General features: G+C 34.7%; 24 protein-coding genes. 21 read left to right on the plus strand and 3 right to left on the minus strand.

All coding sequences use genetic code 11. The features are described from left to right. Positions 1-13: 13 nt before the first annotated feature. Positions 14-703 (plus strand): NUDIX hydrolase, encoded by a 690-nt coding sequence (locus tag FND99_RS03570; protein WP_144336611.1) that lies wholly within the window; start codon positions 14-16, stop codon positions 701-703. Between the two features lie 234 nt (positions 704-937). On the opposite strand, the gene fsa is transcribed toward FND99_RS03570, so the two are convergent. Both fsa and FND99_RS03580 read right to left on the minus strand, forming a co-directional pair. Further along, positions 938-1,594: a fructose-6-phosphate aldolase gene (gene fsa / locus FND99_RS03575; RefSeq protein ID WP_144336612.1), complete on the minus strand. Its 657-nt coding sequence runs from the start codon at positions 1,592-1,594 to the stop codon at positions 938-940. Between the two features lie 443 nt (positions 1,595-2,037). Beyond that, positions 2,038-3,036, minus strand: coding sequence for a GntR family transcriptional regulator (locus FND99_RS03580; protein ID WP_144336613.1), 999 nt, complete (start codon positions 3,034-3,036; stop codon positions 2,038-2,040). Between the two features lie 101 nt (positions 3,037-3,137). Between FND99_RS03580 and FND99_RS03585 the strand changes: the two genes are divergently transcribed. From FND99_RS03585 to FND99_RS03610, 6 genes are all read left to right on the plus strand, one after another. Next, positions 3,138-4,190: an aldose epimerase family protein gene (locus FND99_RS03585; protein ID WP_144336614.1), complete on the plus strand. Its 1,053-nt coding sequence runs from the start codon at positions 3,138-3,140 to the stop codon at positions 4,188-4,190. Positions 4,191-4,196: 6 nt separating this feature from the next. Further along, positions 4,197-5,237: a glycoside hydrolase family 53 protein gene (locus tag FND99_RS03590; protein WP_246074164.1), complete on the plus strand. Its 1,041-nt coding sequence runs from the start codon at positions 4,197-4,199 to the stop codon at positions 5,235-5,237. Positions 5,238-5,411: 174 nt separating this feature from the next. Beyond that, complete coding sequence (locus FND99_RS03595) at positions 5,412-7,754, plus strand: glycoside hydrolase family 2 protein (RefSeq protein WP_144336615.1); 2,343 nt, start codon at positions 5,412-5,414, stop codon at positions 7,752-7,754. Continuing rightward, a complete protein-coding gene (galK, locus tag FND99_RS03600; RefSeq protein WP_144336616.1) occupies positions 7,754-8,914 on the plus strand; it encodes a galactokinase in 1,161 nt (386 codons plus the stop codon). Before FND99_RS03595 ends, galK begins: the two co-directional genes overlap by 1 nt. A gap of 17 nt (positions 8,915-8,931) precedes the next feature. Then, complete coding sequence (locus tag FND99_RS03605) at positions 8,932-9,981, plus strand: UDP-glucose--hexose-1-phosphate uridylyltransferase (protein WP_144336617.1); 1,050 nt, start codon at positions 8,932-8,934, stop codon at positions 9,979-9,981. Positions 9,982-10,266: 285 nt separating this feature from the next. Continuing rightward, a complete protein-coding gene (locus FND99_RS03610; RefSeq protein WP_144336618.1) occupies positions 10,267-11,952 on the plus strand; it encodes a sodium/sugar symporter in 1,686 nt (561 codons plus the stop codon). Between the two features lie 275 nt (positions 11,953-12,227). On the opposite strand, the gene FND99_RS03615 is transcribed toward FND99_RS03610, so the two are convergent. Next, positions 12,228-13,475 (minus strand): NAD(P)/FAD-dependent oxidoreductase, encoded by a 1,248-nt coding sequence (locus tag FND99_RS03615; protein WP_144336619.1) that lies wholly within the window; start codon positions 13,473-13,475, stop codon positions 12,228-12,230. 101 nt (positions 13,476-13,576) lie between these two features. Between FND99_RS03615 and FND99_RS03620 the strand changes: the two genes are divergently transcribed. From FND99_RS03620 to FND99_RS03685, 14 genes are all read left to right on the plus strand, one after another. After that, positions 13,577-15,097 carry an HAL/PAL/TAL family ammonia-lyase gene (locus tag FND99_RS03620; RefSeq protein ID WP_144336620.1) on the plus strand — a complete coding sequence of 507 codons (1,521 nt, stop codon included), beginning with the start codon at positions 13,577-13,579 and terminating at the stop codon, positions 15,095-15,097. Positions 15,098-15,100: 3 nt separating this feature from the next. After that, the gene (gene fabG / locus FND99_RS03625; RefSeq protein WP_144336621.1) at positions 15,101-15,832 is read left to right on the plus strand and encodes a 3-oxoacyl-ACP reductase FabG; all 732 of its coding nucleotides are present in this window, start codon (positions 15,101-15,103) and stop codon (positions 15,830-15,832) included. A 195-nt stretch (positions 15,833-16,027) separates the two neighbouring features. Next, entirely contained in the window at positions 16,028-17,263 is a 1,236-nt protein-coding gene (locus FND99_RS03630) for a beta-ketoacyl-[acyl-carrier-protein] synthase family protein (protein ID WP_144336622.1), read from the plus strand. Further along, entirely contained in the window at positions 17,256-17,510 is a 255-nt protein-coding gene (locus tag FND99_RS03635) for an acyl carrier protein (RefSeq protein WP_115887852.1), read from the plus strand. Before FND99_RS03630 ends, FND99_RS03635 begins: the two co-directional genes overlap by 8 nt. Then, positions 17,510-18,388: an LpxL/LpxP family acyltransferase gene (locus FND99_RS03640; protein WP_144336623.1), complete on the plus strand. Its 879-nt coding sequence runs from the start codon at positions 17,510-17,512 to the stop codon at positions 18,386-18,388. The genes FND99_RS03635 and FND99_RS03640 overlap by 1 nt, the downstream gene beginning before the upstream one ends. A gap of 318 nt (positions 18,389-18,706) precedes the next feature. Next, a complete protein-coding gene (locus tag FND99_RS03645) occupies positions 18,707-19,609 on the plus strand; it encodes an NADPH-dependent FMN reductase family protein (protein ID WP_144336624.1) in 903 nt (300 codons plus the stop codon). Between the two features lie 15 nt (positions 19,610-19,624). Beyond that, a complete protein-coding gene (locus FND99_RS03650) occupies positions 19,625-20,758 on the plus strand; it encodes a beta-ketoacyl-ACP synthase III (RefSeq protein WP_144336625.1) in 1,134 nt (377 codons plus the stop codon). Further along, on the plus strand, positions 20,759-21,190 hold the full coding sequence (locus tag FND99_RS03655) for a hypothetical protein (RefSeq protein ID WP_144336626.1): 432 nt from the start codon (positions 20,759-20,761) through the stop codon (positions 21,188-21,190). A gap of 8 nt (positions 21,191-21,198) precedes the next feature. After that, positions 21,199-21,663, plus strand: coding sequence for an ABC transporter permease (locus FND99_RS03660; RefSeq protein WP_144336806.1), 465 nt, complete (start codon positions 21,199-21,201; stop codon positions 21,661-21,663). Positions 21,664-21,689: 26 nt separating this feature from the next. Then, on the plus strand, positions 21,690-22,094 hold the full coding sequence (locus tag FND99_RS03665) for a hypothetical protein (RefSeq protein WP_144336627.1): 405 nt from the start codon (positions 21,690-21,692) through the stop codon (positions 22,092-22,094). Continuing rightward, the gene (locus FND99_RS03670) at positions 22,094-23,092 is read left to right on the plus strand and encodes a BtrH N-terminal domain-containing protein (protein ID WP_144336628.1); all 999 of its coding nucleotides are present in this window, start codon (positions 22,094-22,096) and stop codon (positions 23,090-23,092) included. The genes FND99_RS03665 and FND99_RS03670 overlap by 1 nt, the downstream gene beginning before the upstream one ends. Before the next feature lie 7 nt (positions 23,093-23,099). Continuing rightward, positions 23,100-23,852 carry an ABC transporter ATP-binding protein gene (locus FND99_RS03675; protein ID WP_144336629.1) on the plus strand — a complete coding sequence of 251 codons (753 nt, stop codon included), beginning with the start codon at positions 23,100-23,102 and terminating at the stop codon, positions 23,850-23,852. Further along, the gene (locus FND99_RS03680) at positions 23,842-25,125 is read left to right on the plus strand and encodes an ABC transporter permease (RefSeq protein WP_162615531.1); all 1,284 of its coding nucleotides are present in this window, start codon (positions 23,842-23,844) and stop codon (positions 25,123-25,125) included. The genes FND99_RS03675 and FND99_RS03680 overlap by 11 nt, the downstream gene beginning before the upstream one ends. Continuing rightward, positions 25,100-25,549, plus strand: coding sequence for an acyl-CoA thioesterase (locus tag FND99_RS03685; protein WP_144336631.1), 450 nt, complete (start codon positions 25,100-25,102; stop codon positions 25,547-25,549). Before FND99_RS03680 ends, FND99_RS03685 begins: the two co-directional genes overlap by 26 nt. Positions 25,550-25,592: the final 43 nt, after the last annotated feature.

The following is a 25,592-nucleotide window of genomic DNA, read 5'->3' on the forward strand; positions in this document are numbered from 1 at the left end:
AAAAAATTGATTTATGCTAAACAATTATAGCTCTGCAGATAAAGTATTATTAGCAGTAGATTGTATTATTTTTGGATTCGATAATCAGGGTTTAAAAATACTTTTAATCAAGAGGGACTTTGAGCCAGAAAAGGGCAAATGGTCATTAATTGGTGGGTTTTTAAAACGCGATGAAGTGTTGGATAATGCCGCAATCAGAATTTTAAATACCTACACAGGTTTAAACGATATTTATATGGAGCAGCTTTATGCTTATTCCGAAATTGATCGTGATCCTGTCGAAAGAACCATTTCGGTTTCTTACTATGCTTTGATTAATATCGAAAATCATAATACCGAGCTGATCAAAAATTATCATGCGCAATGGTTTAGCATTACTGATGCACCAAACTTGATTTTTGACCATAATGAAATGGTAGAACACGCCATAAGAAGGCTTCGCTACAGAACTTCGATAAAACCAATCGGATTCGAATTGCTTCCGGAGAAATTTACTATGAGGCAGTTATTAGAATTGTATGAGGCAATTTTGAGCAAAGAATTAGACAAACGAAACTTTATCAGCAAAATTAATTCATTGGAAATTCTGAATAAATTGGATGAAAAAGATATGGGGTCGTCACGAAAAGGTTCGTACTTGTACACTTTCAACAAAGAAAAATATGAAGAAAAATTACTTAATGATTTTGTGTTGAATTTGTAAATTATTAGCCCGCGGATTTAGCGGATCAAACGGATTTGCACAGATTTATTTTTTATATTCTCAAAAAACAAAAAACCCTGAAAGCCAAAATCTTTCAGGGTTTTTACTTCAATAAAACTACTTATTAAAAAACTAATTAATTAATCTTTTTTTGGAAAATAATCTCCCGCAGATTTAACAGATTCATGCATAAAAAAATCTCTTCAATCTGCAGAATCTGCGAGAAAAAACTTTTTAGCTATTCCCTTTTTGATAATCCGCAAGGAAAGTTGCTAAACCAATATCCGTCAACGGATGTTTCAACAAACCTTCAATTGCGCTCAATGGCCCAGTAATAACGTCTGATCCAATTTTAGCACAATTGATAATATGCATCACGTTTCGAACCGAAGCCGCCAAAATTTGAGTTTCGTAACCGTAATTATCATAAATCAATCTGATTTCTTCAATCAAGTTCATTCCGTCTGTCGAGATATCATCCAGACGACCAATAAACGGAGAAACATACGTTGCACCCGCCTTTGCCGCCAATAATGCCTGACCAGAAGAAAACAGCAAAGTGCAATTAGTCCTGATTCCTTTATTTGCAAAATATTTGATCGCTTTTACGCCTTCTTTGATCATCGGGATTTTCACGACAATCTGCGGATGCAATGCTGCCAGTTTTTCGCCTTCAGCAATCATGCCTTCAAAATCGGTCGAAATTACCTCAGCACTTACATCGCCTTCAACCAGTTCACAAATTTTTATGTAATGGTCTAAAATATTCTGCGCTCCCGTAATTCCTTCTTTTGCCATTAATGACGGATTTGTGGTTACACCATCTAAAACCCCTAAATCATTGGCTTCTTTAATATCTTTTAAATTTGCTGTATCTATAAAAAATTTCATTTGTCTTTTTTTTGTGAGTGAATTAAAACTAGTTTGTTTTATTTTTTTGACGAGTTTCTTCCTAGGTATCCTCTTTTTATAAAACAAATTAAATAATAAGTGTAAAATTTACATTTACAAATGTATGTAAAATAATTTCACAAAAACAAAAATTGCTTCCTTATTTTTTTAATTAAAAAGATGGTGATTTTTCAAACAATCAGAAAATTTCTTGTGATAAAAACACAAAAAAGCGAATTGTTTTTTGCCCGCTAATCAATTGCAAAATGAATTTTAAACACATAGAAACATAGCTTTTCTAGCGCAATTAAAAGAATGCATAAGAGAAATATATTTCTCTCACATAGTTTGACTATGTTTGTTTAAAACAAGTGAAACCCTTTTTTTAGCAACTAAAAGCTATGTTTCTATGTGTTTAAAACAAAAACTCGCAATGATAAATATTACAAAGAATTTCGCATGATCAAAGACGATTTGTTTTCGATCTGTTCTTTTTTTCCTTTCAAAACCATTTCGGCTAGAATTTTTCCCATGGTTTCAAAATGAGTTGAAATTGTCGTGATACCATTTGCGACAATCTTTTTTAGACGTGTTTCATTATAAGAAATAATTCCGAAATCAATTCCCAATTTCAAATTCTGATTTCGTGCATTCTCAATCACATGAATCAGTTCACGATCAGTTGGAATAATATAAACGTTGCCAACTTCAATTTTTCCATCGGTGAATTCGCTTATGATTTCGTACTCAAAATTATATGTTGAACAAAATGCCTCAAAACCTATTTTCATACCAAGAGGTTCGCGAAATCCCGGGAAAATCAAAATCAATTTTTTGTATTTATTCAATTTTGCTTTTGCATTAAACAGACCTTCAAAAATATCTTTCTCATGATTTTGATAAATTGCTGGATACGCTTTTAAATCGGGATTCGTCTGATCCAGAATAATAACGTCACCTACTGGTAGGGTTTTTATGGAAGATGCCGTGTCAAGCAAATTGGTTGGCATAATAATGTATTTGGTATAATTTCCATTGCTGTCATTAATCAATTTTTGAAAAACTTGGATATTAAAATGATGAAAGAAGATATCGACCTGAACATTTTTTCCAATGTGCTGTAAAAACGAATTATAAATGTCTTCCTTAAAAATATTTAATTCGTCAAAAAGTAAAAAAACCTTTTGTTTTATAGTGGTTTCAACGCTTTTAACATAATAGCCTTTTCCCGGAATGGCATAAATAATACCTCTTTTTTTCAATTCTTCATAAGCCAGCAAAACGGTATCTCGCGACAAAGAAAAAGCCAGACAAACTTTATTTACGGATGGAAGTCTATCATTTTTCACCAATTTTTCTTCGTCAATTGCTTTTTCAATTGAAAGAATTATCTGCTTATATTTTGGCAGGCCAATGTTGTTTTGGATGGAGATAATATTCATGAAAACAAAATTTTGACGCAATATACAAAAAACTGGTAGGTACTGGTATGTAAAAGAGGAAAATGTTTCTAATTTTGAATTTCACTTTTGTCAAAAATAGCATGGAAATAAAACATATATCGCATTTTCAAGATGATTCTGGTTTAAAATCATTTGGTTTAACTCCTGATAACGAAGAAATTCTCTCTTTTGAATTATCAAATAAAAAAGGAATGAAAGTTCAGTTAATCAATTATGGAGCAACTGTAACTTCAATAAAAATTCCTGTTGTTGAAAAATTGGTCGATGTTGTTTTGGGTTTTGATACTTTAGAATCTTATATAGGATCCTATAATTTGCCAAGTGCGCCTTATTTCGGAACTACTGTTGGTCGTTATGCCGGAAGAATCAATAAGGGAATTTTTACCTTAAACGGAAAAGAATTTCAATTGCCAGGAAATAATAACGGAAATGCTTTGCATGGCGGAAATGAAGGCTTCGGAAAAAAAACATGGACGGTTTCTGAGTTTACATCTGGCGAAAACCCATCAATTACTTTTAGTCTTTTAAGTGAAAATTTAGACCAAAATTATCCTGGCGCTTTGCAGGTTTATTTAAAATATACTTTAACGGAAGCAAACGAATTAAAGTTAGAATACAAAGCAACAACAACCGAAGATACGGTTATAAACTTGACACACCATAGTTATTTCAATTTAAATGGTCACGGTTCGACTGTTTTAGATCAAGAAATGTCTATTGCTTCAGATAAATTTTTGGAGACGAATTCGGAGAATATTCCAACAGGAAAATTTACGCCTGTTTCTGGTCATGATTTCGATTTTAGAAATCCTAAAAACTGTCCGGCTTCAATTGATAATTCATTTGTAATTGAACCTTCAGATGATGTTGTAGCAACCTTGTACAGTCCGAAAACGAAATTAAAAATGAGCGTTTATACCGATCAGCCAAGTGTACATATATATGTAGGCGGAAACTGTTTTGATACTTTGAAAGGAAAAGAAAATGCTGATTATCATCCGTCAAGCGGAATTTGTTTTGAAACACAAAATTTTCCAGATGCGCCAAATCACGCGCATTTCCCGAATTCAATTTTGAAAAAAGGAGAAGAATATAACCAAACAACGGTTTATAAATTTGAAAATGTAATTTAAAGATTTATGAAAAAGATCAAATTAATACTTTGTCTTTTTGCAGTAGCAATATTTGCGTCCTGCACGACAACAAAAGACAGCAAGGAAACAAAACCTCAAGAAAATGGTTTTGCAAAAGGTGCCGATGTTGGCTGGCTTCCGCAAATGGAAGCAACCGGATACAAATTTTATGATACCGACGGAAAAGAAAAAGACTGTCTGCAGTTATTGAAAGACCGTGGCATCAACACGATTCGTTTAAGAGTTTGGGTAAACCCAAATGACGATAAAGCCAGCGGACACTGCAGTCCTGAAGAAACTGTGGTTATGGCGGTTCGTGCCCAAAAAATGGGAATGCGTATTATGATCGATTTTCATTACAGCGATTCATGGGCAGATCCTTCAAAACAAAATAAACCGGCAGCTTGGGCGAAACATTCCTTTAATGAACTTTTAAATGACGTTTACAATCATACTTATGATGTTTTGACTTTATTGAAAAAAGCTGGTGTTACGCCAGAATGGGTTCAGGTTGGAAATGAGATTCCGGGTGGGATGCTTTGGCCTGAAGGAAGCACAGACAATTTTGGACAATTGGCGCAATTGCTTAATAAAGGTTATGATGCAACTAAGGCAATTGATGCAAAAATAAAAGTGATCGTGCATCTTGATGAAGGAAACAAGAACGATAAATTCAGATGGTTTTTTGACAAAGCAACTGAAAACAAAGTAAAATATGATGTTATTGGAATGTCGTATTACCCATATTGGCTTAAAACCGATTATAAAAGCACCATTTCAGATTTAGAAAATAATCTGAAAGATATGGCAACACGTTACAATAAAGAAGTTATGGTTGTTGAAGTTGGCGGCGATTATACATTAGTTCAAAACACTAAAGAAATGCTTGAAGCTACTATAAAAGCGGTGAAAAATGTTCCAAACAACAAAGGTTTGGGCGTGATTTACTGGGAACCGGAAGGTGAAAAAAGCTGGAGCGGTTATCAATTAAGCGCTTGGCTTTCTGACGGAAAACCTTCACCGGCTTTAGATGCTTTCAAAAATTAAACAATTAAACAATTAAAATTTACCATTAAGGCATTAAGATTCATTAAGCTTTGTGTGGAATGTAAGATTATTAAGTTTTGCGTTCGCCTTAAATACATTTATAGCTTGGCTTAATTCTCTTGACAAAGCTTAGACTTAATTTTCTTAATATCTTAATGGTTAAAAAAACAGAAAATGAAATTAATTTTTAAATCCATATTTTTCTTAATTCTACTGACTTTTTCTTTCGGAAAAATTCAGGCACAGTCACGCACAAAAATAAATTTTGGTGCCGATTGGGAATTTAAAAGAGAGGAAACTCCTGCTCAAGATTGGGAAAAAGTAACGATTCCGCACACGGCAAGATTGGAGAAATTAGTTGTCATAAAACAGTTTCAAGGAACGTCTTGGTATCAGAAAAAATTCAAAGCCACTATTTCAAAAGATCAAAAAGCTTTCATTTATTTTGAAGGCGTGATGCAGGAAGCTGACGTTTGGATTAATGATCAAAAAGTAAAAAATCACAAAGGTGGTTATTTGCCTTTTACGGTTGATGTAACGCCGTATTTGAATGCTAATAATGACAATACGATCAAAGTAAAAGTCAACAACGAAGACAATCCTGACTTTTTGCCTGGAAAACCGATTAAGGATTTAGATTTTAATTATTATGGCGGAATTTACAGAAATGTATATTTTATTACGACTTCAAAACTACATATTACCGATGCTGTAAATGCGAATAAAACAGCAAGTGGCGGACTTTATGCAAACTTTAAAAACATCAGCAAAACTGAAGCTTCGGGAACTGTTCAGGTGCATTTGCAAAATGAATTTGAAAGCGACAAAACAACTTCTTTAAAATTTATTTTAACGGATAATTCGGGTAAAAAATTAGAGTTTAAATCAGAGAATTTCGTGGTCAAAGCAAATTCTGATTATACTTTGACGCAAAAGATTTCAATTAAAAATCCAAAACTATGGTCGGTTCATAATCCGAATTTATACAAGTTAGAAGTTCAGATTATTTCGAATAATAAAGTTGTTGATTCTCATTCGGAAAAAATCGGGATCAGAAAATCAGAAATAAAAGCCGATGGTTATTATTTGAATGACGAAAAAATCTACATCACCGGAACAAACGAACATCAAGAATATCCTTATTTAGGTTATGCGATTTCAGACGAAGCGCAATATCGCGATGCGGTAAAAATTAAAAATGCAGGTTTTGATTTTGTTCGTATGTCTCATTATCCGCATGCCGAAGCTTTCTTGAATGCCTGCGACGAATTAGGAATTTTAGTAATGAACAGCTTAACAGGCTGGCAGTTTTTTGGCGGAGAACAATTTCAAAAAAGCGCCTATCAGGACATTCGCGATATGGCGAGAAGAGATAGAAATCACCCGAGCATTATTTTTTGGGAAGCTTCATTAAACGAAACCAATATGTCGCCAGAATTCATGAAAGAAGCGACAAAAACACTTAAAGAAGAATTGCCACTTGATTCTAATTACAGCGCCAGCTGGATTGACAACGACAATTACGACATCTTTATTCCGGCGCGCCAGCATGCAAAAGCGCCAGATTATTGGACAAAATACAACAAAGGAAACCGTAAAATTTTCATTGCAGAATATGGCGATTGGGAATATTATGCGCAAAACGCAGGTTTCAATCAAACGGAATTTGCGAATTTAAAAGAAGAAGAACGAACGTCAAGACAATTGCGCGCCGCAGGAGAAAAAAGACTTTTACAACAAGCTTACAATTTTCAGGAATCATCAAATTCAAACCGAAAAGGCGCATCAACAATTGGTGAAGCAAACTGGTTAATATTTGATTATAATCGCGGTTATAGTCCAGATATAGAAAGTTCTGGAATCAGCGATATTTTCAGAATTCCGAAGTTTGCTTACTATTTTTATCAAAGCCAGCGCGATGCAAATGTGGTTTTGGATAAGAAATTATTCTCTGGACCAATGGTGAATATTGCCAATTTCTGGACTCCAGAATCTCCATTGAATGTTACAGTTTACAGCAATTGCGACGAAGTGGCTTTGTATGTAAATGATATTTTAATTGGTAAGCAAAAACCAACTTCAAACAACAACAGCGACAAACTGGAACATGCTCCGTTTATTTTTAAAGTAAGCGCATTTCAAGTAGGAACGTTGCGTGCGGAAGGATTTATCAACGGAAAAAAAGTGGCTTCAAATACAGTAAAAACACCTACAAAAGCTTCAAAAATTGAGTTGAGTTATGATCTTTCATCAGTAAAAATCAATCCGGATTTTCCTGATATGGTTTTTGTTTATGCTAAAATTACTGATGAAAATGGAACTGTTATTCCAACAGCAACGAACGAAGTTACTTTTGCTTTAAGTGAAGGAAATGCCGAAATCATTGGACAAAATCCTGTAAAAGCAGAGGCCGGAATTGCAACGATTGTTCTTAAAACTAAAGATCTTAAAAAGAAAATTGTTCTAAAAGCAACATCAAATAATTTACAAGAAAATACTATTACAATTACTAAATAATGAACGAGATTTTAATTCAAAACACCACAGCATTTTTTGAGAAATCCTTTGGATCTGCTCCTCAAAAAATTGTTCTTTCTCCAGGACGAATCAACATCATTGGAGAACATATTGATTATAATGACGGTTACGTTTTGCCCGCTGCAATCGACAAAATAATTTGTTTTGCTTTTGAGAAAAACAACACCAAAAAATCTAAAATAATCGCCATCGATTTAAATGAAGAATTTGAAATCGATTTGACTGAAAAAATCGAATTGAATGATGCCGTTTGGACAAATTACATTCGTGGCGTAATCAAACAACTTCAAGCTAACGGATTTGCTTTTGAAGGTTTCAATTGCGTTTTCAGCAGTAATATTCCGGTTGGATCTGGATTGTCTTCTTCGGCGGCTCTAGAATGTGGGATGATTTTCGGAATTGCGGCACTTTTCGACTTAAAAATTGAAAAGAAAGACATAGCATTATTAGGACAAAAAGCAGAACACTGGGTTGGAATCAACTGTGGTATTATGGATCAATTTTCAAGCGTTCACGGACTTGAAAATAAAGTAATTCAGCTTGACTGCAACACGCTGGAATTTGAATATCATAATGCCGATTTCAAAGATTATTCTTTAGTTTTAATGGACAGCAACGTGAAGCATTCTCTTTTCACATCTGAATATAATACTCGCAGAATTGAGTGTGAAAAAGGTCTTGCGATTATAAAAGAAAATTTTCCACAAGTAAAAACTTTTAGAGACTGCAAAGAAGAACAGCTTTTGAGCATTCAGGATAAATTTGATCCAACCGTTTTTAAAAGAGTACATTTTGTTGTAAAAGAAATCAACCGAGTTATCAAAGCGTGCGAGGCGCTTGACAAAGGAAATATAGAACTTTTAGGACAATTGCTTTTTGAAACGCATTACGGCTTATCTCAAGAATATGCAGTAAGCTGCGAAGAGCTCGATATGCTTGTAGATACTGCAAAAGCTGATGATGCGATAATTGGTTCTCGTTTAATGGGAGGCGGTTTTGGCGGCTGTACTATAAATTTAATTAAAAAAGGTCATGAAAATGAGGTAAAAAGTAAGTTTTCAAATCTTTATTTAGATACATTTGGAATTGAATTAAAATTCTATGATGTAAAAATCTCAAACGGAACAAAACTACTTTAATACCACAACACATTACAATGAAAAATTTTGACATTAACGAAGATCCGCACAGACGTTTTAATCCTTTATTAAACGAATGGGTCTTAGTTTCACCTCATCGTGCAAAACGTCCTTGGCAGGGACAAAATGAAACCATCGCTACAGAAGCTTTGCCAAAATACGATCCAACCTGTTATTTATGTCCGGGAAATGTTCGTGCCAACGGAATGAACAATCCGAAATATGACAGCAGTTTTGTTTTTGAAAATGATTTTGCTGCCATGAAACAGGACGAAATTATTTTTGAAGAGGATATCAAACACACTTTTTTTAAAGCAAAACCAGAACAAGGAATTTCAAGAGTAGTTTGCTTTTCGCCAAGACACGACCTGACTTTGCCAGAAATGGAAATTGACGGAATCGAAAACATTATTAAAACTTGGCAAAAAGAATACACTAATTTAGGAAGCATCAAATACATCAATCACGTTCAGATTTTTGAAAATAAAGGAAGCGTGATGGGTTGCAGCAACCCGCATCCGCACGGGCAAATCTGGGCGCAGTCATCATTGCCAACGCAGGTTGAAAAAACACAAAACAGCTTAAAAGCCTATTACGATAAAAACAAAAGAACACTTCTTGAAGATTATCTTCAGGCAGAATTAAAATTGGGACACAGAATTGTAATCGAAAATGATCATTTTGTGGCTTTAGTTCCTTTTTGGGCAATATGGCCATATGAAACCATGATTTTAAGCAAAAGAGCTTTTGGCAAAATCACCGATTTTACTGCTGAAGAAGCTACCGCTTTCGCGAAAATTCTAAAGCAACTTACAACCAAGTATGATAATTTATTCAATACTTCGTTTCCCTATTCATCAGGAATTCACCAAGCGCCGACTGATGGTTTAGAGCATCCTGAATGGCATTTTCATATGCATTTTTATCCGCCTTTATTAAGATCGGCAACGGTTAAAAAATTTATGGTGGGTTACGAAATGTTGGGCGAATCACAACGCGATATCACGCCAGAGAAAAGTGCCGAGATTTTAAGACAACAATCAGAAGTACATTATAAAAGTCTTTAAAAACAGATTCTGAAAACACAAAAATCAAAAGTGTTTTAAAATTTAACATAATAAATCTATTATAAATGTAAAAAACACATTTGTAGATAGTGTAAATATCGAATTTTATTATACTTTTGGCTTTCGTTCTTATTTTCATAAAAAAATAACAAAATAAAAACAGATATCTTAGTTTTAACAAGATAAAACAATAAAATAACAGGTTTCGAAATTATAATATAAATGAATTCATAAAACCACTTTACAAACAATCACCTATACTAATTTTTTAAAATACTATTAACAATGAACCAGAACCTCGCTTTCGCCGATTATGCGGTTTTTATTATTTATTTCATCGTAGTTTCTGCCTACGGTTACAGCGTTTACCGCAAACGTAAACAAGACGAACATGATGCTAAAGCTTATTTCTTGGCAGAAGGAAATTTAACTTGGTGGGCCATTGGAGCTTCATTAATCGCTTCTAATATTTCAGCTGAACAATTCATCGGGATGAGCGGTGAAGGTTTCTTTTTAGGAATTGCTGTTGCTGCTTACGAGTGGCTTGCTGCTGTTGCTTTGATAATAGTAGCTGTTTGGTTTATTCCTGTATATCTTAAAAACAAGATTTACACAATGCCTCAATTCTTAAAAACACGTTACAACGAATCTACAGCCTTAATTATGGCGGTTTTCTGGTTGTTTTTATATGTTTTTGTAAACTTGACTTCTATCCTTTATTTAGGAGCTGTCGCAATCAACGGACTTGCAGGCGGACAATATCTACACGTAATTATGATTGGATTAGCTGTTTTTGCTTTGTTCATCTCTTTAGGAGGTATGAAAGTTGTGGCTTATACTGACGTTATTCAGGTTGCGGTTTTAATTATTGGAGGTTTGGTAACTTCTTATATCGCTTTAACAACGGTTGGACAATATTTTGGAGTAGGTCAAAATGCAATTGAAGGTTTCAAAGTTTTAATGAGAGAAGCTCCTGAGCATTTCAAAATGATTATCCCAAAACCAACTGCAAATTCATCGCAGCTTGAAATCGATAAATATTTAACTTTCCCAGGTTTGATGTCATACCTTGCTGGTATCTGGATCATCAACTTAAACTATTGGGGATGTAACCAATACATTACACAAAGAGCTTTAGGTGCTGATTTACAAACTGCTCGTACAGGTATTTTATTTGCTGGTATGTTGAAATTATTAATGCCTCTAATCGTAATGTTGCCTGGTATTGCTGCTTACGTTTTATACCAAAACGGACATTTACCTCAATTAGTTGGAGGAAAAGATGGAGCTTACTCAGCTGTATTGACTTTCTTGCCAACAGGTTTAAAAGGACTTTCTGTAGCGGCCTTGACGGCTGCAATTGTGGCTTCATTAGCTGGAAAAGTAAACAGTATTTCGACTATTTATACATTAGACGTTCATAAAAAATACATCCAAAAAGAAGCAGGCGAAAAGCAACAAGTAAACATTGGTAGAATTGCCGTTTTTGCTGCAATGCTTTTAGCTGTATTATTTACATGGAATGATTTACTAGGAATTGGAGGAGTTGGTGGTTTCACTTACATCCAAAAATATACTGGATTTATCAGCCCTGGGGTTTTCGCAATGTTCTTCCTTGGTATGTTCTGGAAAAGAACTACTGGAACTGCAGCTATCGTGGGTGTAATTTTAGGATTTGCTTTATCTGTTTTATTCAACGAATATGCTCCAATGTTGTTCGGAAATGAAACTTTACTTTATACTGCTTATCCAAACGGAAAAGGAGCTTTTGAAATTCCGTTCCACATTTGTATGGGATTATCATTCTTCTTTACAATGTTAGCAATGATCGGAATCAGTTTTGCTGGTCCAAAAGTAAATCCAAAAGCGTTTGAAATTGACTCTGAAATGTTTAAAGTAAAACCACAAACTACAGTTTTAATTGTAATTACATTATTAGTTATCGTTGCACTGTACGTTAAATTCTGGTAGTATTAATTTTTACTATATTATTTTTTGAAGTTAAAAGGCTGTCTGATGATTAGACAGCCTTTTTTTTATTTCCTTTTGTGAAATTATTTTTAACACATAAAAAAAACAGATTTTGTAAAGTTAAAAAAGGCGTTTCACTTTAAGTAACAATTCCAAAAGCTTAGGAACTATGCGTTAAGAAACTTGTTTCTTTTTTATATTCTTTCCCTAAATCTAAAAATCTATGTTTCTATGCGTTAAATTATTTTTTCGACCAAAAAAAAGCCCCGAATCACTCAGGGCTTTTGTTCTTTTTGCATATTCAGTAAATACGCCATATTCGCAATCACATGATCATGTTTCTTGACAAAAGGATTTTCCTCGTTCCAGACATAACCTGCTAGAACAGCACAAATTTTTTCTTTCACATCTGGATTTTCCGGCTGATGGAAAAACAAAGTCTGAAGATTTCCTGTGTACCATTCCTGAACATAAGTCGTGAAAACAGCAATACCGCGTTTCATATATTGTGTAAATTCCACTTCCCAATCTACTTTAATTCCTTGTGACTCTTTTAAATATAATTTCGCCGCCAACATTCCAGATTCTGTAGCAAAAGCAACTCCAGATGAAAAAACCGGATCAAGAAATTCAGAACTATTTCCGGTTAAGGCAAAACCGTCGCCGTACATTCTTTTTACCGCTCTTGAATAGTTTTCCAATTTAACTGGTTCGAACAAAAATTCAGTTCCTTTAAATCTTTTTATGTAATAATCTGATTTCTGAATGGCGTTTCGCAAAGCCTCAGCATTGTCTTTATTTTCTGAAAGCGAATTAATAAAATCCGTCGGGCCGACAACGCCTAAACTAGTATTTCCATTTGAAAACGGAATTACCCAAAGCCAAACTTCAGTTTCTAAAATATCAAATGAAATTTGAGTTCCCTCCTCGCCTTCTTCTCTATTAATATCTTTTACATGTGTAAATATCGAAGAATGCGGATCCAATTTTGAGGGCGTATCCAAATCTAAAAGTCTTGGTAAAACGCGCCCGTATCCGCTGGAATCAATAATGAATTTGGCGTGAATTTCTTTTAAATTTCCGTCCTTATCTTTTACAATTGTTTTCGAATTTTTTCCTTCAAAAGAAACTTCCAAAACTTCTGTTTCAAATTCTAAATCGATTCCTTTTCGAATTACTTCCTGCGCCATCGTATTGTCAAAATCGGCTCGCGGAACCTGCCACGTCCAATCCCAGCCTTCTCCGAATTTCTGACTAAAATCAAAAACACAAATTTCTTCGCCTCTAATAAAACGGGCTCCGAGTTTTTTTTCAAAGTTCATCGCGTTTAGCGCTTCATAAAGTTCCGCCTCCGCAAAATGATCCATCACGCGCGGAATAAGGCTTTCGCCAACAACAAGCCGCGGAAATTTTGCTTTTTCCACCACTTTTACCTTGACATTATTTTTATGAAGATACGATGCCGAAACACATCCTGAAGGTCCTGCACCAATCACTAAAACATCAACAAACTCCTTTGTCATAATAAAAATGTTATGAATTATTAACTTACATTTGCGTTCATCAAAATAACTACAATTATTTTGATAATTAAAATTAAATTAGCACAATCAAAACCGGTTTAATGAATACAATTAATGAATATTTAAGTTTAGCAGAATTCGAGTCTATCATTTTTGGAAACAACAAAGTCTCTATAAGCAATGTTGTTTTAAATCGAGTAAACGAAAGCTTTAACTTTCTGAAAGAATTTTCGGGAAACAAAATAATATACGGTGTAAATACTGGTTTTGGACCAATGGCTCAATACAGAATTAAGGAGTCAGACCAAATTCAGCTGCAATATAATTTAATCCGAAGCCACTCTTCTGGAACCGGAAAACCTTTGAGCCCTATTTGTGCAAAGGCGGCGATTTTAGCTCGTTTGAACACACTTTCTTTAGGAAATTCAGGCGTTCATCCTTCGGTTATTCATTTAATGTCTGAATTAATCAACAGAGACATTATGCCTTTAATTTTCGAACATGGCGGTGTTGGAGCGAGCGGCGATTTAGTACAATTATCACATTTGGCTTTGGTCTTAATTGGCGAAGGCGAAGTTTTTTATAAAGGCGGAAGAAGACCAACCAAAGATGTTTTTGCAATTGAAGATTTAAAACCGATTAAGGTTGAAATCCGAGAAGGTTTGGCATTGATCAACGGAACTTCTGTAATGACCGGAATTGGTGTTGTGAATGTTCATTATGCTAAAAAATTATTAGATTGGTCATTAAAATCGTCTTGCGCAATCAACGAATTGGTTCAGGCGTACGATGATCATTTTTCGGCAGAATTAAACCAGACCAAACGTCACAAAGGACAACAAGAAGTAGCGGAAAGAATGAGACAAAATCTTTCTGACAGCACTTTAATCCGTAAAAGAGAAGACCATTTATATTCGGGAGAAAATACCGAAGAAATCTTCAAAGAAAAAGTTCAAGAATATTATTCATTACGTTGTGTTCCTCAAATTTTGGGACCAGTTTTGGAAACTATAAATAATGTCGCTTCAATTTTAGAAGACGAATTCAACTCGGCAAACGACAACCCAATTATCGACGTAAAAAACAAACACGTTTATCACGGAGGAAATTTCCACGGCGATTATATTTCGCTTGAAATGGATAAACTGAAAATTGTTATTACAAAATTAACGATGTTGGCAGAACGTCAATTGAATTATTTATTGAATTCAAAAATCAACGAAATTCTACCTCCATTTGTAAACTTAGGAACGTTAGGATTTAATTTCGGAATGCAAGGTGTTCAATTTACTGCAACCTCAACAACTGCCGAAAGTCAGATGTTGTCAAATCCAATGTACGTTCACAGCATCCCAAACAACAATGACAACCAAGATATTGTAAGTATGGGAACTAATGCAGCGGTGATTACATCAAAAGTAATCGAAAATGCTTTTGAAGTTTTGGCAATAGAAATGATTACGATCGTTCAGGCAATTGATTATTTAGGTCAAAAAGATAAAATTTCATCGGTTACCAGAAAATGGTACGACGATGTTCGACATATAATTCCAGAATTTAAGGAAGATCAGGTGATGTATCCTTTTGTTCAAAAAGTAAAAGATTATCTGATAAACAGTTAAAATATGAAATGTGTATTAGTAACAGGCGGTTCAAGAGGAATTGGAAGTGCTATTTGCAAAAAATTAGCCGTTGAATCTGATTATCATATTCTGATTAATTATCATTCGAATAAAACTGCTGCAGAAGAAACACTTTTGGAAGTACAAAAATTAGGTGGAAAAGGAGATATTTTAGGTTTTGATGTTTCTAATTTTGAAGAAGTACAAACTGTTTTAACAAAATGGCAGGAAGCAAATCCTGAAGCACTTGTTGAAGCGATTGTAAATAACGCCGGAATTACAAAAGATGGTCTTTTTATGTGGATGACTCCCGAAGACTGGAATGGTGTTGTGAACACAAGTTTGAACGGATTTTTTAATGTAACGCAGTTTTTCATTCAAAAAATGCTGCGCAATAAATATGGCCGAATCGTAAATATGGTTTCGGTCTCTGGAGTTAAAGGAACTGCTGGACAAACTAATTATTCGGCTGCCAAAGGCGCAATTGTTGCAGCCACAAAAGCATTGGCACAAGAAGTGGCAAAACGCAATATTACAGTAAATGCTGTTGCACCAGGTTTTATAAGAACGGATATGACAAGCCAGCTAGACGAAAAAGAATTATTAAAATTAATTCCGGTGAATCGTTTTGGCGAGGCCGAAGAAGTAGCAGATTTGGTAAGCTTTTTGATTTCTAAAAAAGCAAGTTATATTACAGGAGAAATTATCAATATAAACGGAGGAATATATTCTTAAAAAGTTGATTTTAAACACATAGTTCCGATAGCTATCGGGATATGTGCAAAAAGAATACAAAAGAGAAATACATTTCTTTCACATAGAGAGCTATGTTTATTTAAAATAAGTGAAACGCCTTTTTTAAGTTTAGAGAAACTATGTTTCTATGTGTTTAAAAAGCACTTTAAGGATAAAAAATTACTTTGAAATACCATGAATAAGAGAGTTGTAATTACTGGAATGGGAATTTATTCTTGTATCGGAACTTCTTTAGACGAAGTAAAGGAATCTCTGTACCAAGGAAAATCGGGTATTAAATTTGATGCCGACCGAAAAGAATTTGGTTTCCAATCGGCTTTGACCGGAATGGTTCCAAAAGCTGATTTAAAAAATTTATTGACACGCAGACAGCGTATGAGCATTGGCGAGGAAACCGAATATGCTTATATGGCGACTATCGAAGCATTGAAAAATGCGAATATCGACGACGCTTTCTTTGAAGAAAGAGAAGTTGGAATTATGTATGGAAACGACAGTGTTTCTAAAGCAATTATTGACGCGACAGACATTGTCCGCGAGAAAAAAGATACTGCATTAATTGGTTCTGGAGCGATTTTCAAATCAATGAATTCTACCGTTACCATGAATCTTTCGACGATTTTCAAACTTCGTGGTATTAATTTGACTGTTAGTGCGGCTTGTGCCAGCGGATCTCATTCTATAGGATTGGCTTATTTTTTAATAAAAAGCGGTTTTCAAGATATTATTATCACTGGTGGCTCTCAGGAAATCAACAAATATGCTATGAGCAGTTTTGATGGTTTAGGTGTTTTTTCAAATAGAGAAAGCGATCCTGAAAAAGCGTCAAGACCTTTTGATGCAGACCGTGACGGATTAATTCCGAGTGGTGGCGGCGCAACTTTAATTTTAGAAAGTTATGAATCCGCAATTGCCCGGGGTGCTAATATTATCGCCGAGGTCGTAGGTTATGGATTCTCTTCAAACGGCGGCCATATTTCGACTCCAAATGTCGAAGGACCATCAACAGCCATGCAACGTGCACTAGAAGATGCAAAATTACAAGCATCAGATGTTGAATATATAAATGCGCATGCCACCTCAACTCCGGTTGGTGACGCAAACGAAGCAAAAGCGATCTTTGAAGTTTTTGGAGAAAAAAATCCTCCGGTAAGTTCTACAAAATCAATGACAGGCCACGAATGCTGGATGGCCGGAGCAAGCGAAATCATTTATTCGATCATAATGATGCAGAATGATTTCATCGCACCAAACATCAATTTAGAAAATCCAGATGAAGATGCGGTTAAATTAAATTTGGTCAAAACTACTTTAAACAAAAAATTTGACATATTTTTGTCGAATTCTTTCGGTTTCGGAGGAACCAACTCTGCGTTGGTGGTTAAAAAGTTTAAATTGAACAATGAATAAAGAAGAGATTATAACGAAAATTAATGGTTTTTTGGTTGATGAGTTTGAAGTAGACAATGATGAAATTGAACCAGATGCTAATTTAAAAGATACACTCGGGTTAGACAGCTTAGATTATGTTGATTTAGTAGTTTCTATTGAAGCGAACTTTGGTGTAAAACTGGTTGAAGCAGATTTCGTTGGAATTGCGACTTTTCAGAACTTCTATGACCTGATTGAAACCAAAATAAAAGCTAAAGCTGCTTAATGAGTCAATGGGATGGCAAATCAAAAGGTACAGTTTTAGGCTATAGAATATTCGTTTTTTTGATACAAAAAGCGGGTGTCAAATCTGCTTATGCCTTACTTTATTTTGTTGCTTCTTACTATTTCTTATTTCTAAAGAAAAGTAATAAAGCTATTTTTTACTATTTCAAAGAAAGACTTAACTATTCCAATTTCCAGTCAAAAAAAATGGTTTTCAAAAGTTACTATACTTTTGGACAGACTATTATTGACAAAATTTCGATTTCTGCCGGAATGCGAAATAAATTCACTTATGAATTTGACGGCATCGAAATTCTGAAAAAATTATTGGCCGAAAAAAAAGGCGGTGTCTTAATAAGTGCGCACGTTGGGAATTTTGAAATCGCTGAACACTTTTTTGGAGACATCGATCTTGATTTCCAAATCAATTTGGTTACGACCGATCTCGAACACTCGGCAATTAAGAATTATCTGGAAAGCGTTACTCAAAAATCTGCCGTAAAATTCATTATCATTAAAGACGATTTGTCTCATATTTTCGAAATCAATTCGGCTTTAGCCAATAATGAATTGGTGTGCTTTACCGGCGATCGCTATTTTGAAGGAACCAAATCTCTTTCTGCAGAAATTTTGGGCAAAGAAGCCAACTTTCCTGCTGGTCCATTTTTAATTGCTTCGAGGTTAAAAGTTCCTGTTGTTTTTGTTTATGTGATGAAAGAACCAAATCTTCATTATCACTTATACGCAAGAGAAGCAACCGTAAAACATCGTGACGAAAAAGCTTTATTGAAAGAATATGTAAAAAGCGTTGAAAGTATTCTGCAGAAATATCCTTTGCAGTGGTTCAATTATTTTGATTTTTGGAATGATTTGACATAATGCGTAAAGAATCGCGCGAAGTCGCAAAGTTTTTTCTCATTTTTGTCATTTCGACGAAGGAGAAATCTCCGCAAGTAGCTCCGTTCCTATAAACCAATCTTTGTAGAGCTCCTCGTGGAGATTTCTCCTTCGTCGAAATGACAAACTGCACTTTAAAATTCATTTTAAATTTAACCTTTGCGCCTCTAAGTCTTTGCGAGATTCAAAACGTACCACAAATCCGAGCTTAAAAAAACTTACAAAACGAAACATTAAACAAGAAAATTCGTTTAAAATAATTTACTTATTTTTGTTTGCAACCAAAGCAAGCAAACCCAAATGAAAAATGTTCTCGTTATTTATTATTCCCAATCTGGACAGCTAGAATCGATTGCACGCAACATTGCAAAACCTTTTCTGAATTCAGATGAAATCAACGTCGTTTTTCATGAAATTCAGCTAGAAAAACCTTTTCCTTTTCCTTGGAATAAAACCACTTTTTTTGACGCTTTCCCAGAATCTTTTCTACAGATTCCAACAGCTTTAAAGCCCGTTCCGGATGAAATTTTAAACACAAAATTTGATCTTGTTTTACTGCATTATCAAGTTTGGTATTTAACGCCTTCGATCCCGATAAATTCTTTTTTGAAAAGTGCCGAAGCAAAAACCATCCTAAACAATACACCAGTAATTACCATAAACGGTTCACGAAATATGTGGATTATGGCGCAGGAAAAAGTCAAAGTTTTATTGCATGAAGCGAATGCAAAATTGGTTGGAAATGTAGCATTAGTCGATCGAGTTGGAAATTTAATCAGCGTAATTACGATTGTAAACTGGATGTTTTCAGGAGTAAAGAAAAGATATTTAGGCTTTTTTCCGTTGCCTGGCGTTTCAGATAAAGACATTCAAGAATCAGATCAGTTTGGCGAAGTAATGCTTTCGCAATTCAAACAAAACAAATTAGAAGATTTACAGCCAAAATTAGCCGAAATGGGAGCTGTAAAAATCAGTTCTTATTTAGTGACAGTTGATAAAACAGCGAACAAAATTTTTGATAAGTGGTCAAACTTCATTTATAAAAATCAAAAAAACAGAACAACCCTTCTTAAAATATTTTATGTTTATTTATTCCTCGCAATATGGGTAATCTCGCCAATAGTATATATATTGCATGTTATTAGCTATCCGTTCAAGATTAAAACTATAAAAAAAGAAACTCAATATTACCAAGGAGTTTAGAGACGAAATTAAATTATGTTTGACGTATATATTACCAAAGCCGCGAAATATTTGCCAAATGAAGCCGTTTCAAACGATGAAATGGAAAATTACTTAGGGCTCATAAATGATACCGCCTCAAAAGCGAGACGTATTATTTTGCGCAATAATAAAATTACCAGCCGATATTATGCCGTTGATAAAAACGGCAAAAGCACGCATACAAATGCCGAGTTGACAAAAAATGCTGTTTCGCAATTGTTTGATGAACATTTTTCGGCTCAAGATATGGAAGTACTTTCCTGCGGAACGTCGTCACCTGATGTTTTTGCGCCTTCGCATGCCGCAATGGTTCATGGATTGCTAAAAAACAAATCGGTTGAGCTGAATTCTTCTTCTGGAATTTGCTGTTCTGGAATGAATGCCCTGAAATATGGTTATCTTTCTGTAAAATCTGGAAACTCAAAAAATGCTGTCTGCACAGGTTCTGAAAAAGTTTCGACTTGGCTTTCGGCACAAAAATACAACCACGAAATCATCAATCTGAAAAATCTGGAAGAACAGCCTATTATTGCTTTCAAAAAAGATTTTTTGCGTTGGATGCTTTCTGATGGAGCTGGAGCTTTTTTATTGGAAAACAAACCTTCTGGCGCTATTTCACTAAAAATTGAATGGATGGAAGCCTATTCCTATGCATTCGAATTAGAAACCTGCATGTACGCAGGCGGCGATAAACTGGAAAATGGCGAAATAAAACCGTGGAGCGATTATAAACCTGAACAATTATTGAACGAATCTATTTTTGCTGTAAAGCAAGATGTGAAATTATTAGACGAATTTATTTTGCCAAAAGGTGTTGAAAGTATGAGCGATGCCATGGCAAAACACAATGTTACGGCAGATGATATCGACTATTTTTTACCACATGTTTCTTCTCACTTTTTTGTTGACGGACTTAAAAAAGGACTAATCGAAAAAGGAGTTGACATTGCCGACGAAAAATGGTTTATGAATCTTTTGAGAGTTGGAAATGTAGGTTCTGCTTCGATTTATATTGCCGTTGAAGAATTAATAAATTCTGGGAAATTGAAAAAAGGAGACAAGATTTTCCTTTCGGTTCCAGAAAGCGGCCGATTTTCATTTGCATACGCGTACTTAACTGTCTGCTAAATGGAAATCTCATTACTTTTAGAAAAAGAAGCAGTCGAAAGTCTGATTCCGCAAAAGTTTCCTTTTGTAATGGTAGATCGTATGTTTTCGTATTCAGAAACAGCTTTAGTTTCTGGTTTGAAAATAGACAACAGTAACATTTTTTTAGAAGAAGATGTTTTTTTAGAAGCAGGTTTAATCGAACATATGGCGCAATCTGTTGCGTTGCATACTGGATATCAGTTTTTTTTAAAAAAAGAAATTGCTCCAACAGGATATATTGGTTCTATTAAAGATATTCAGATTAAAAAATTGCCTAAAACCAACGATACCATTCAGTCGAATGTTACCATTTTACAGGAATTTGCTGGAGTAACTTTGGTTGATATTGTGACTTTTTTAAATGATGAAGAAATTGCAAGCGGACAAATGAAAACAGTTTTAGCTAAATAAATATGACGATGAAAGTTGGAATCGACATACAAAATTATTTACCGCACCGTGCGCCAATGCTGATGGTCGATTTGATTTTGGAAATTGACTCCACTTCTGTTGAAACCGAATTTTTAATTAAAGAAGACAATATTTTTGCTGCTAATGGCATTTTAATAGAAGCAGGATTAATCGAAAATACTGCGCAGACTTGTTCGGCAATTGTTGGAAAAAAATATTTTTTTGAAGAGGATGGAACCGAAAATGAAAACGTAAATGTTATTGGTTTCATCAGCGCTTTAAAGAATCTAAAAATACATGCATTGCCAAAAGTTGGCGAGTCAATAACGACAAAAGCAACTTTGGTTTCAAAATTTGTTGGCGACGATTATACTTTATGCACCATGAAATGCGAAAGTTTACTTGGAGACCAAATCCTTTTAGAATGCGAAATTAATTTGTTTATTCAAAAGACGATTTCGACGACAACTTAATGCTAAATTGAAAAATAAATCCCGTCATGGAAAAAGAAAATGTACCTCAGCACGATGGAAATTTAAGCAAAAAAAATCTCAAAGAATTGGTTTATGCTACTGACGAAAATGGCAATTACACAACTGCTTTGAGCACAGGCTGGGAACCAAAAGCCATTGCCCTTTCAAATGCCATCGACGATATAAAAGAGCGTGCCGAAGAAGCCAAAATAAAAGTAAAAAACGGAGAATTGAGTCCGATTTGTTATTTTATGGAACTCAACAAAATGGATCTTTCCATTCTTGCCGGTTATGTAGAAATGTGGAAATGGCGTGTGAAAAGACATTTTAAACCTTCTGTTTTTGCCAAACTAAACGATAAAACTTTACAAAAATATGCCGACGCTTTTGACATTTCATTAGCCGAATTAAAAAACTTTAAAACAGATTAATGCAAGTTACTTTTACACATCATCAATCTGCTCATTGTGAAAACGGAGTAGCTTCAAACCTCTTAAAAAACAGCGGACTCAACATCAGCGAACCGATGGTTTTCGGAATTGGTTCGGGACTTTTTTTCGTGTATTTGCCTTTTTTAAAAGTAAACCACGCGCCGGCAATCAGTTACAGAACTTTGCCTGGACACATTTTTAATAAAGTTGCCAACCGATTAAATCTTAAAATAAAAAGACAAAAATTTTCTTCGGTTACCAATGCAAATAAAGCTTTAGAAGAAAATCTAAAAAATAATATTCCCACCGGATTACAAGTTGGTGTTTATCATTTAAGTTATTTTCCTGATGAATATCGCTTTCATTTCAACGCGCACAATTTAGTCGTTTACGGCAAAACCGAAACCGACTATTTGATCAGTGATCCTGTAATGGAAACGGTTACGACTTTGACACATGAAGAAATGGATAAAGTACGTTTTGCCAAAGGTGCTTTTGCTCCGCGAGGACAAATGTATTATCCAATTCAGATTCCGAGTGAAGTTGATTTAAAAAGTGCTATTATAAAAGGAATCAAAAATACGTGTCGTGACATGTTAGCGCCAATGCCAATTGTAGGCGTTCGCGGAATTAAAATGGTTTCGCGCCAAATTCGAAAATGGCCGAAAAAACATGGAGTTAGGAAAGCCAATCATTATTTGGCGCAAATGGTTAGAATGCAGGAAGAAATTGGAACCGGAGGCGGTGGTTTCCGATTTATTTACGCCGCGTTTTTACAAGAAGCTTCGGTTGTTTTAAGAAATGAAGAATTGAAAACACTTTCAAAAGAAATGACACAAATTGGTGATTCATGGCGCGATTTTGCCGTTGAAGCTTCAAGAATTTATAAAAACAGAAGTGCCAAAGAAGACGCTTACAACGCCATTGCCGATGAACTTTTGGATATTGCGAATCGTGAAGAAATCTTTTTCAAAAAACTAAAAAAAGCAATCAGCTAACTATATTTTGAATTCCATTATAAAAATAGAATCCCTTTCGAAAAAGTACAAAGATGCCGATCAGTTTTCTTTGAACGATGTTTCGCTGGAAATAAATGAAGGCCAGATTTTCGGATTATTAGGTCCGAATGGCGCCGGAAAAACCACTTTAATTTCGATGCTCTGCGGATTGATAAAACCTACTTCGGGACATTTTTCAATTGACGATTTAGATTATCACCATCATTCATCCAAAATCAAAAAAATCATTGGCGTTGTTCCTCAGGAATATGCTTTGTACCCAACTCTGACCGCGAGAGAAAATCTGCATTATTTTGGAAGCATGTACGGTTTAAAAGGTTCCGATTTAAAAGATAAAGTAATCGAAACTCTAGATCTTTTGGGTTTATTGAAATTCGCAGACAAACAAATTCATACTTTTTCGGGCGGAATGAAACGCCGTGTGAATCTGATTGCCGGAATTCTGCACAATCCGAAAGTTTTGTTTTTGGATGAGCCAACTGTTGGCGTTGATGTTCAGTCAAAAAATGCCATTTTAGATTATTTAAAAGTTTTAAATCAAAACGGAACTACGATTATTTATACCTCACATCATTTGGCTGAAGCCGAAGATTTCTGCACGAATATTGCCATTTTAGACCGAGGCAAAATTTACGCTAAAGGAACGCCGTCAAGCTTGATTGAAACGACAGAAAATGCTCGAAATCTCGAAGACGTTTTTATTTCATTAACCGGTAAAGACTTGAGAGATGCTATATAAAATTTGGATGTCGATAGTAAAAGAATTTCTTTTATTGAAAAGAGATTTAGGCGGACTGATTATTTTATTTATCATGCCTTTGGTTTTGGTCATCACGGTTACCATCATTCAGGACAGCACTTTTAAAACAGTAAGCGATAATAAAATTCAGATTTTATTGGTGGACAATGATAAAGGCGCGGTTTCGAAAACGGTTTTTGATAATCTTCAAAAAAATAATTTATTCAGCGTTGTAACGCAACTCGACAATAAAACAATCACCGAAGAAGTTGCCAGAGAAAATGTTTACAAAGGAAAATTTCAGTTAGCAATTGTAATTCCGAAAAATCTAAGCGCCGATTTACAAGCCAAAGTTGATCAGAATGTCGAAAACATTGTGAGCAAAATGGGTTTTACAGACAGCGTTGCAAAACCAGAAAAACCAAAAATAATTCAGCAAAAAGAAGTAAAATTATATTTTGATCCGGCGGTTCAGCTGAGTTTCAAAAATTCGGTAATGAGTTCGATTGACAAAATGATTTCTCAAATCGAAACCAAATCAATTTATACTGCTTTTCAGAATCAATTTGGCGAAGAAAATACTGAATTCGATCAAAAGAATTTTATCACGTTCAAAGAAATTGTTCCGAGAATAAACAATAAAGAAGTGTTACCAAATTCGGTTCAGCACAACGTTCCGGCCTGGACGCTTTTTGCGATATTTTTTATTGTGATTCCGCTTTCAATCAATATTGTAAAAGAAAAATCACAAGGAACTTTTGTTCGACTGTTGACCAATCCGGTTTCAAATTTAGTGGTCATTATTGGCAAGACCATTACCTATTCTGTCATTTGCATGATTCAGTTTTATATGATGGTTGCTGTTGCAATTTTCTTGTTTCCACACATTGGTTTGCCTCCTTTAAATGTTGAAGGGCATTTATTTTTAATGAGTGTTGTCGCTTTATTTTCAGGTTTTGGCGCCATCGGATTCGGGATTTTATTAGGAACTGTGGCGAGCACTCAAGAACAATCAGCGCCGTTTGGTGCAACAAGCGTGATTATTTTAGCTGCAATTGGCGGCATTTGGGTTCCGGTTTTTGCAATGCCAAAAATCATGCAAATCATTGCCAAATCATCGCCTATGAATTGGGGCCTTGAAGCATTTTATGATGTTTTATTGCGCAACGTTTCTTTCGTCGAAATCATTCCAAAAATAAGTTTGCTATTTTTGTTCTTTATAATCACAACTTCCATTGCATTATTTTATGACAAAAAGAAAAGAACAGTATAACGAAGCCTCAGACTTAACCGTTTCGCACGAAATCAGAATTCGTTTTAACGAAACTGATCCGCTTGGAATTGTTTGGCATGGCAATTATATTACCTATTTTGAAGACGGTCGTGAAGCTTTTGGGCGCCAACACGGACTTACGTATTTGGACATTGCAAAAACGGGTTACACGACTCCAATTGTAAAATCAAAATGTGAACATAAGTTGTCTTTGCGCTACGGCGATGTTGTCACAATCGAAACCACAGTTGTTGATACTCCAGCAGCGAAAATAATTTATCGTTTTAAGATTATTGACGCTCAAGGCGAAGTTGCCTGCACCGGCGAAACAACTCAGGTTTTTTTAGATAAAGAAGGGAATTTAATGTTGACGAACCCTCCTTTTTATGAGGAATGGAAAAAGAAAGTTGGGTTGTTGAAATAGAACACGAATTTCACTAATTAGCACGAATTAAAAAATAAAATAA

The sequence above is a fragment of the Flavobacterium daemonense genome, from assembly GCF_007341385.1.
Lineage (GTDB): Bacteria > Bacteroidota > Bacteroidia > Flavobacteriales > Flavobacteriaceae > Flavobacterium > Flavobacterium daemonense.

What these genes read in the sequence shown, in the direction of transcription:
- FND99_RS03645 (WP_144336624.1), top strand. Translation starts at nt 18,707, where the DNA reads ATGAAAAATGTTCTCGTTATTTATTATTCCCAATCTGGACAGCTAGAA.
- FND99_RS03605 (WP_144336617.1), top strand. Translation starts at nt 8,932, where the DNA reads ATGAAAAATTTTGACATTAACGAAGATCCGCACAGACGTTTTAATCCT.
- FND99_RS03670 (WP_144336628.1), top strand. Translation starts at nt 22,094, where the DNA reads ATGCAAGTTACTTTTACACATCATCAATCTGCTCATTGTGAAAACGGA.
- FND99_RS03590 (WP_246074164.1), top strand. Translation starts at nt 4,197, where the DNA reads ATGAAAAAGATCAAATTAATACTTTGTCTTTTTGCAGTAGCAATATTT.
- FND99_RS03635 (WP_115887852.1), top strand. Translation starts at nt 17,256, where the DNA reads ATGAATAAAGAAGAGATTATAACGAAAATTAATGGTTTTTTGGTTGAT.
- fabG (WP_144336621.1), top strand. Translation starts at nt 15,101, where the DNA reads ATGAAATGTGTATTAGTAACAGGCGGTTCAAGAGGAATTGGAAGTGCT.
- FND99_RS03615 (WP_144336619.1), bottom strand. Translation starts at nt 13,475, where the DNA reads ATGACAAAGGAGTTTGTTGATGTTTTAGTGATTGGTGCAGGACCTTCA.
- FND99_RS03640 (WP_144336623.1), top strand. Translation starts at nt 17,510, where the DNA reads ATGAGTCAATGGGATGGCAAATCAAAAGGTACAGTTTTAGGCTATAGA.
- fsa (WP_144336612.1), bottom strand. Translation starts at nt 1,594, where the DNA reads ATGAAATTTTTTATAGATACAGCAAATTTAAAAGATATTAAAGAAGCC.
- FND99_RS03585 (WP_144336614.1), top strand. Translation starts at nt 3,138, where the DNA reads ATGGAAATAAAACATATATCGCATTTTCAAGATGATTCTGGTTTAAAA.
- FND99_RS03650 (WP_144336625.1), top strand. Translation starts at nt 19,625, where the DNA reads ATGTTTGACGTATATATTACCAAAGCCGCGAAATATTTGCCAAATGAA.
- FND99_RS03655 (WP_144336626.1), top strand. Translation starts at nt 20,759, where the DNA reads ATGGAAATCTCATTACTTTTAGAAAAAGAAGCAGTCGAAAGTCTGATT.
- FND99_RS03610 (WP_144336618.1), top strand. Translation starts at nt 10,267, where the DNA reads ATGAACCAGAACCTCGCTTTCGCCGATTATGCGGTTTTTATTATTTAT.
- FND99_RS03580 (WP_144336613.1), bottom strand. Translation starts at nt 3,036, where the DNA reads ATGAATATTATCTCCATCCAAAACAACATTGGCCTGCCAAAATATAAG.
- FND99_RS03660 (WP_144336806.1), top strand. Translation starts at nt 21,199, where the DNA reads ATGAAAGTTGGAATCGACATACAAAATTATTTACCGCACCGTGCGCCA.
- galK (WP_144336616.1), top strand. Translation starts at nt 7,754, where the DNA reads ATGAACGAGATTTTAATTCAAAACACCACAGCATTTTTTGAGAAATCC.
- FND99_RS03630 (WP_144336622.1), top strand. Translation starts at nt 16,028, where the DNA reads ATGAATAAGAGAGTTGTAATTACTGGAATGGGAATTTATTCTTGTATC.
- FND99_RS03680 (WP_162615531.1), top strand. Translation starts at nt 23,842, where the DNA reads ATGCTATATAAAATTTGGATGTCGATAGTAAAAGAATTTCTTTTATTG.
- FND99_RS03685 (WP_144336631.1), top strand. Translation starts at nt 25,100, where the DNA reads ATGACAAAAAGAAAAGAACAGTATAACGAAGCCTCAGACTTAACCGTT.
- FND99_RS03665 (WP_144336627.1), top strand. Translation starts at nt 21,690, where the DNA reads ATGGAAAAAGAAAATGTACCTCAGCACGATGGAAATTTAAGCAAAAAA.
- FND99_RS03595 (WP_144336615.1), top strand. Translation starts at nt 5,412, where the DNA reads ATGAAATTAATTTTTAAATCCATATTTTTCTTAATTCTACTGACTTTT.
- FND99_RS03570 (WP_144336611.1), top strand. Translation starts at nt 14, where the DNA reads ATGCTAAACAATTATAGCTCTGCAGATAAAGTATTATTAGCAGTAGAT.
- FND99_RS03620 (WP_144336620.1), top strand. Translation starts at nt 13,577, where the DNA reads ATGAATACAATTAATGAATATTTAAGTTTAGCAGAATTCGAGTCTATC.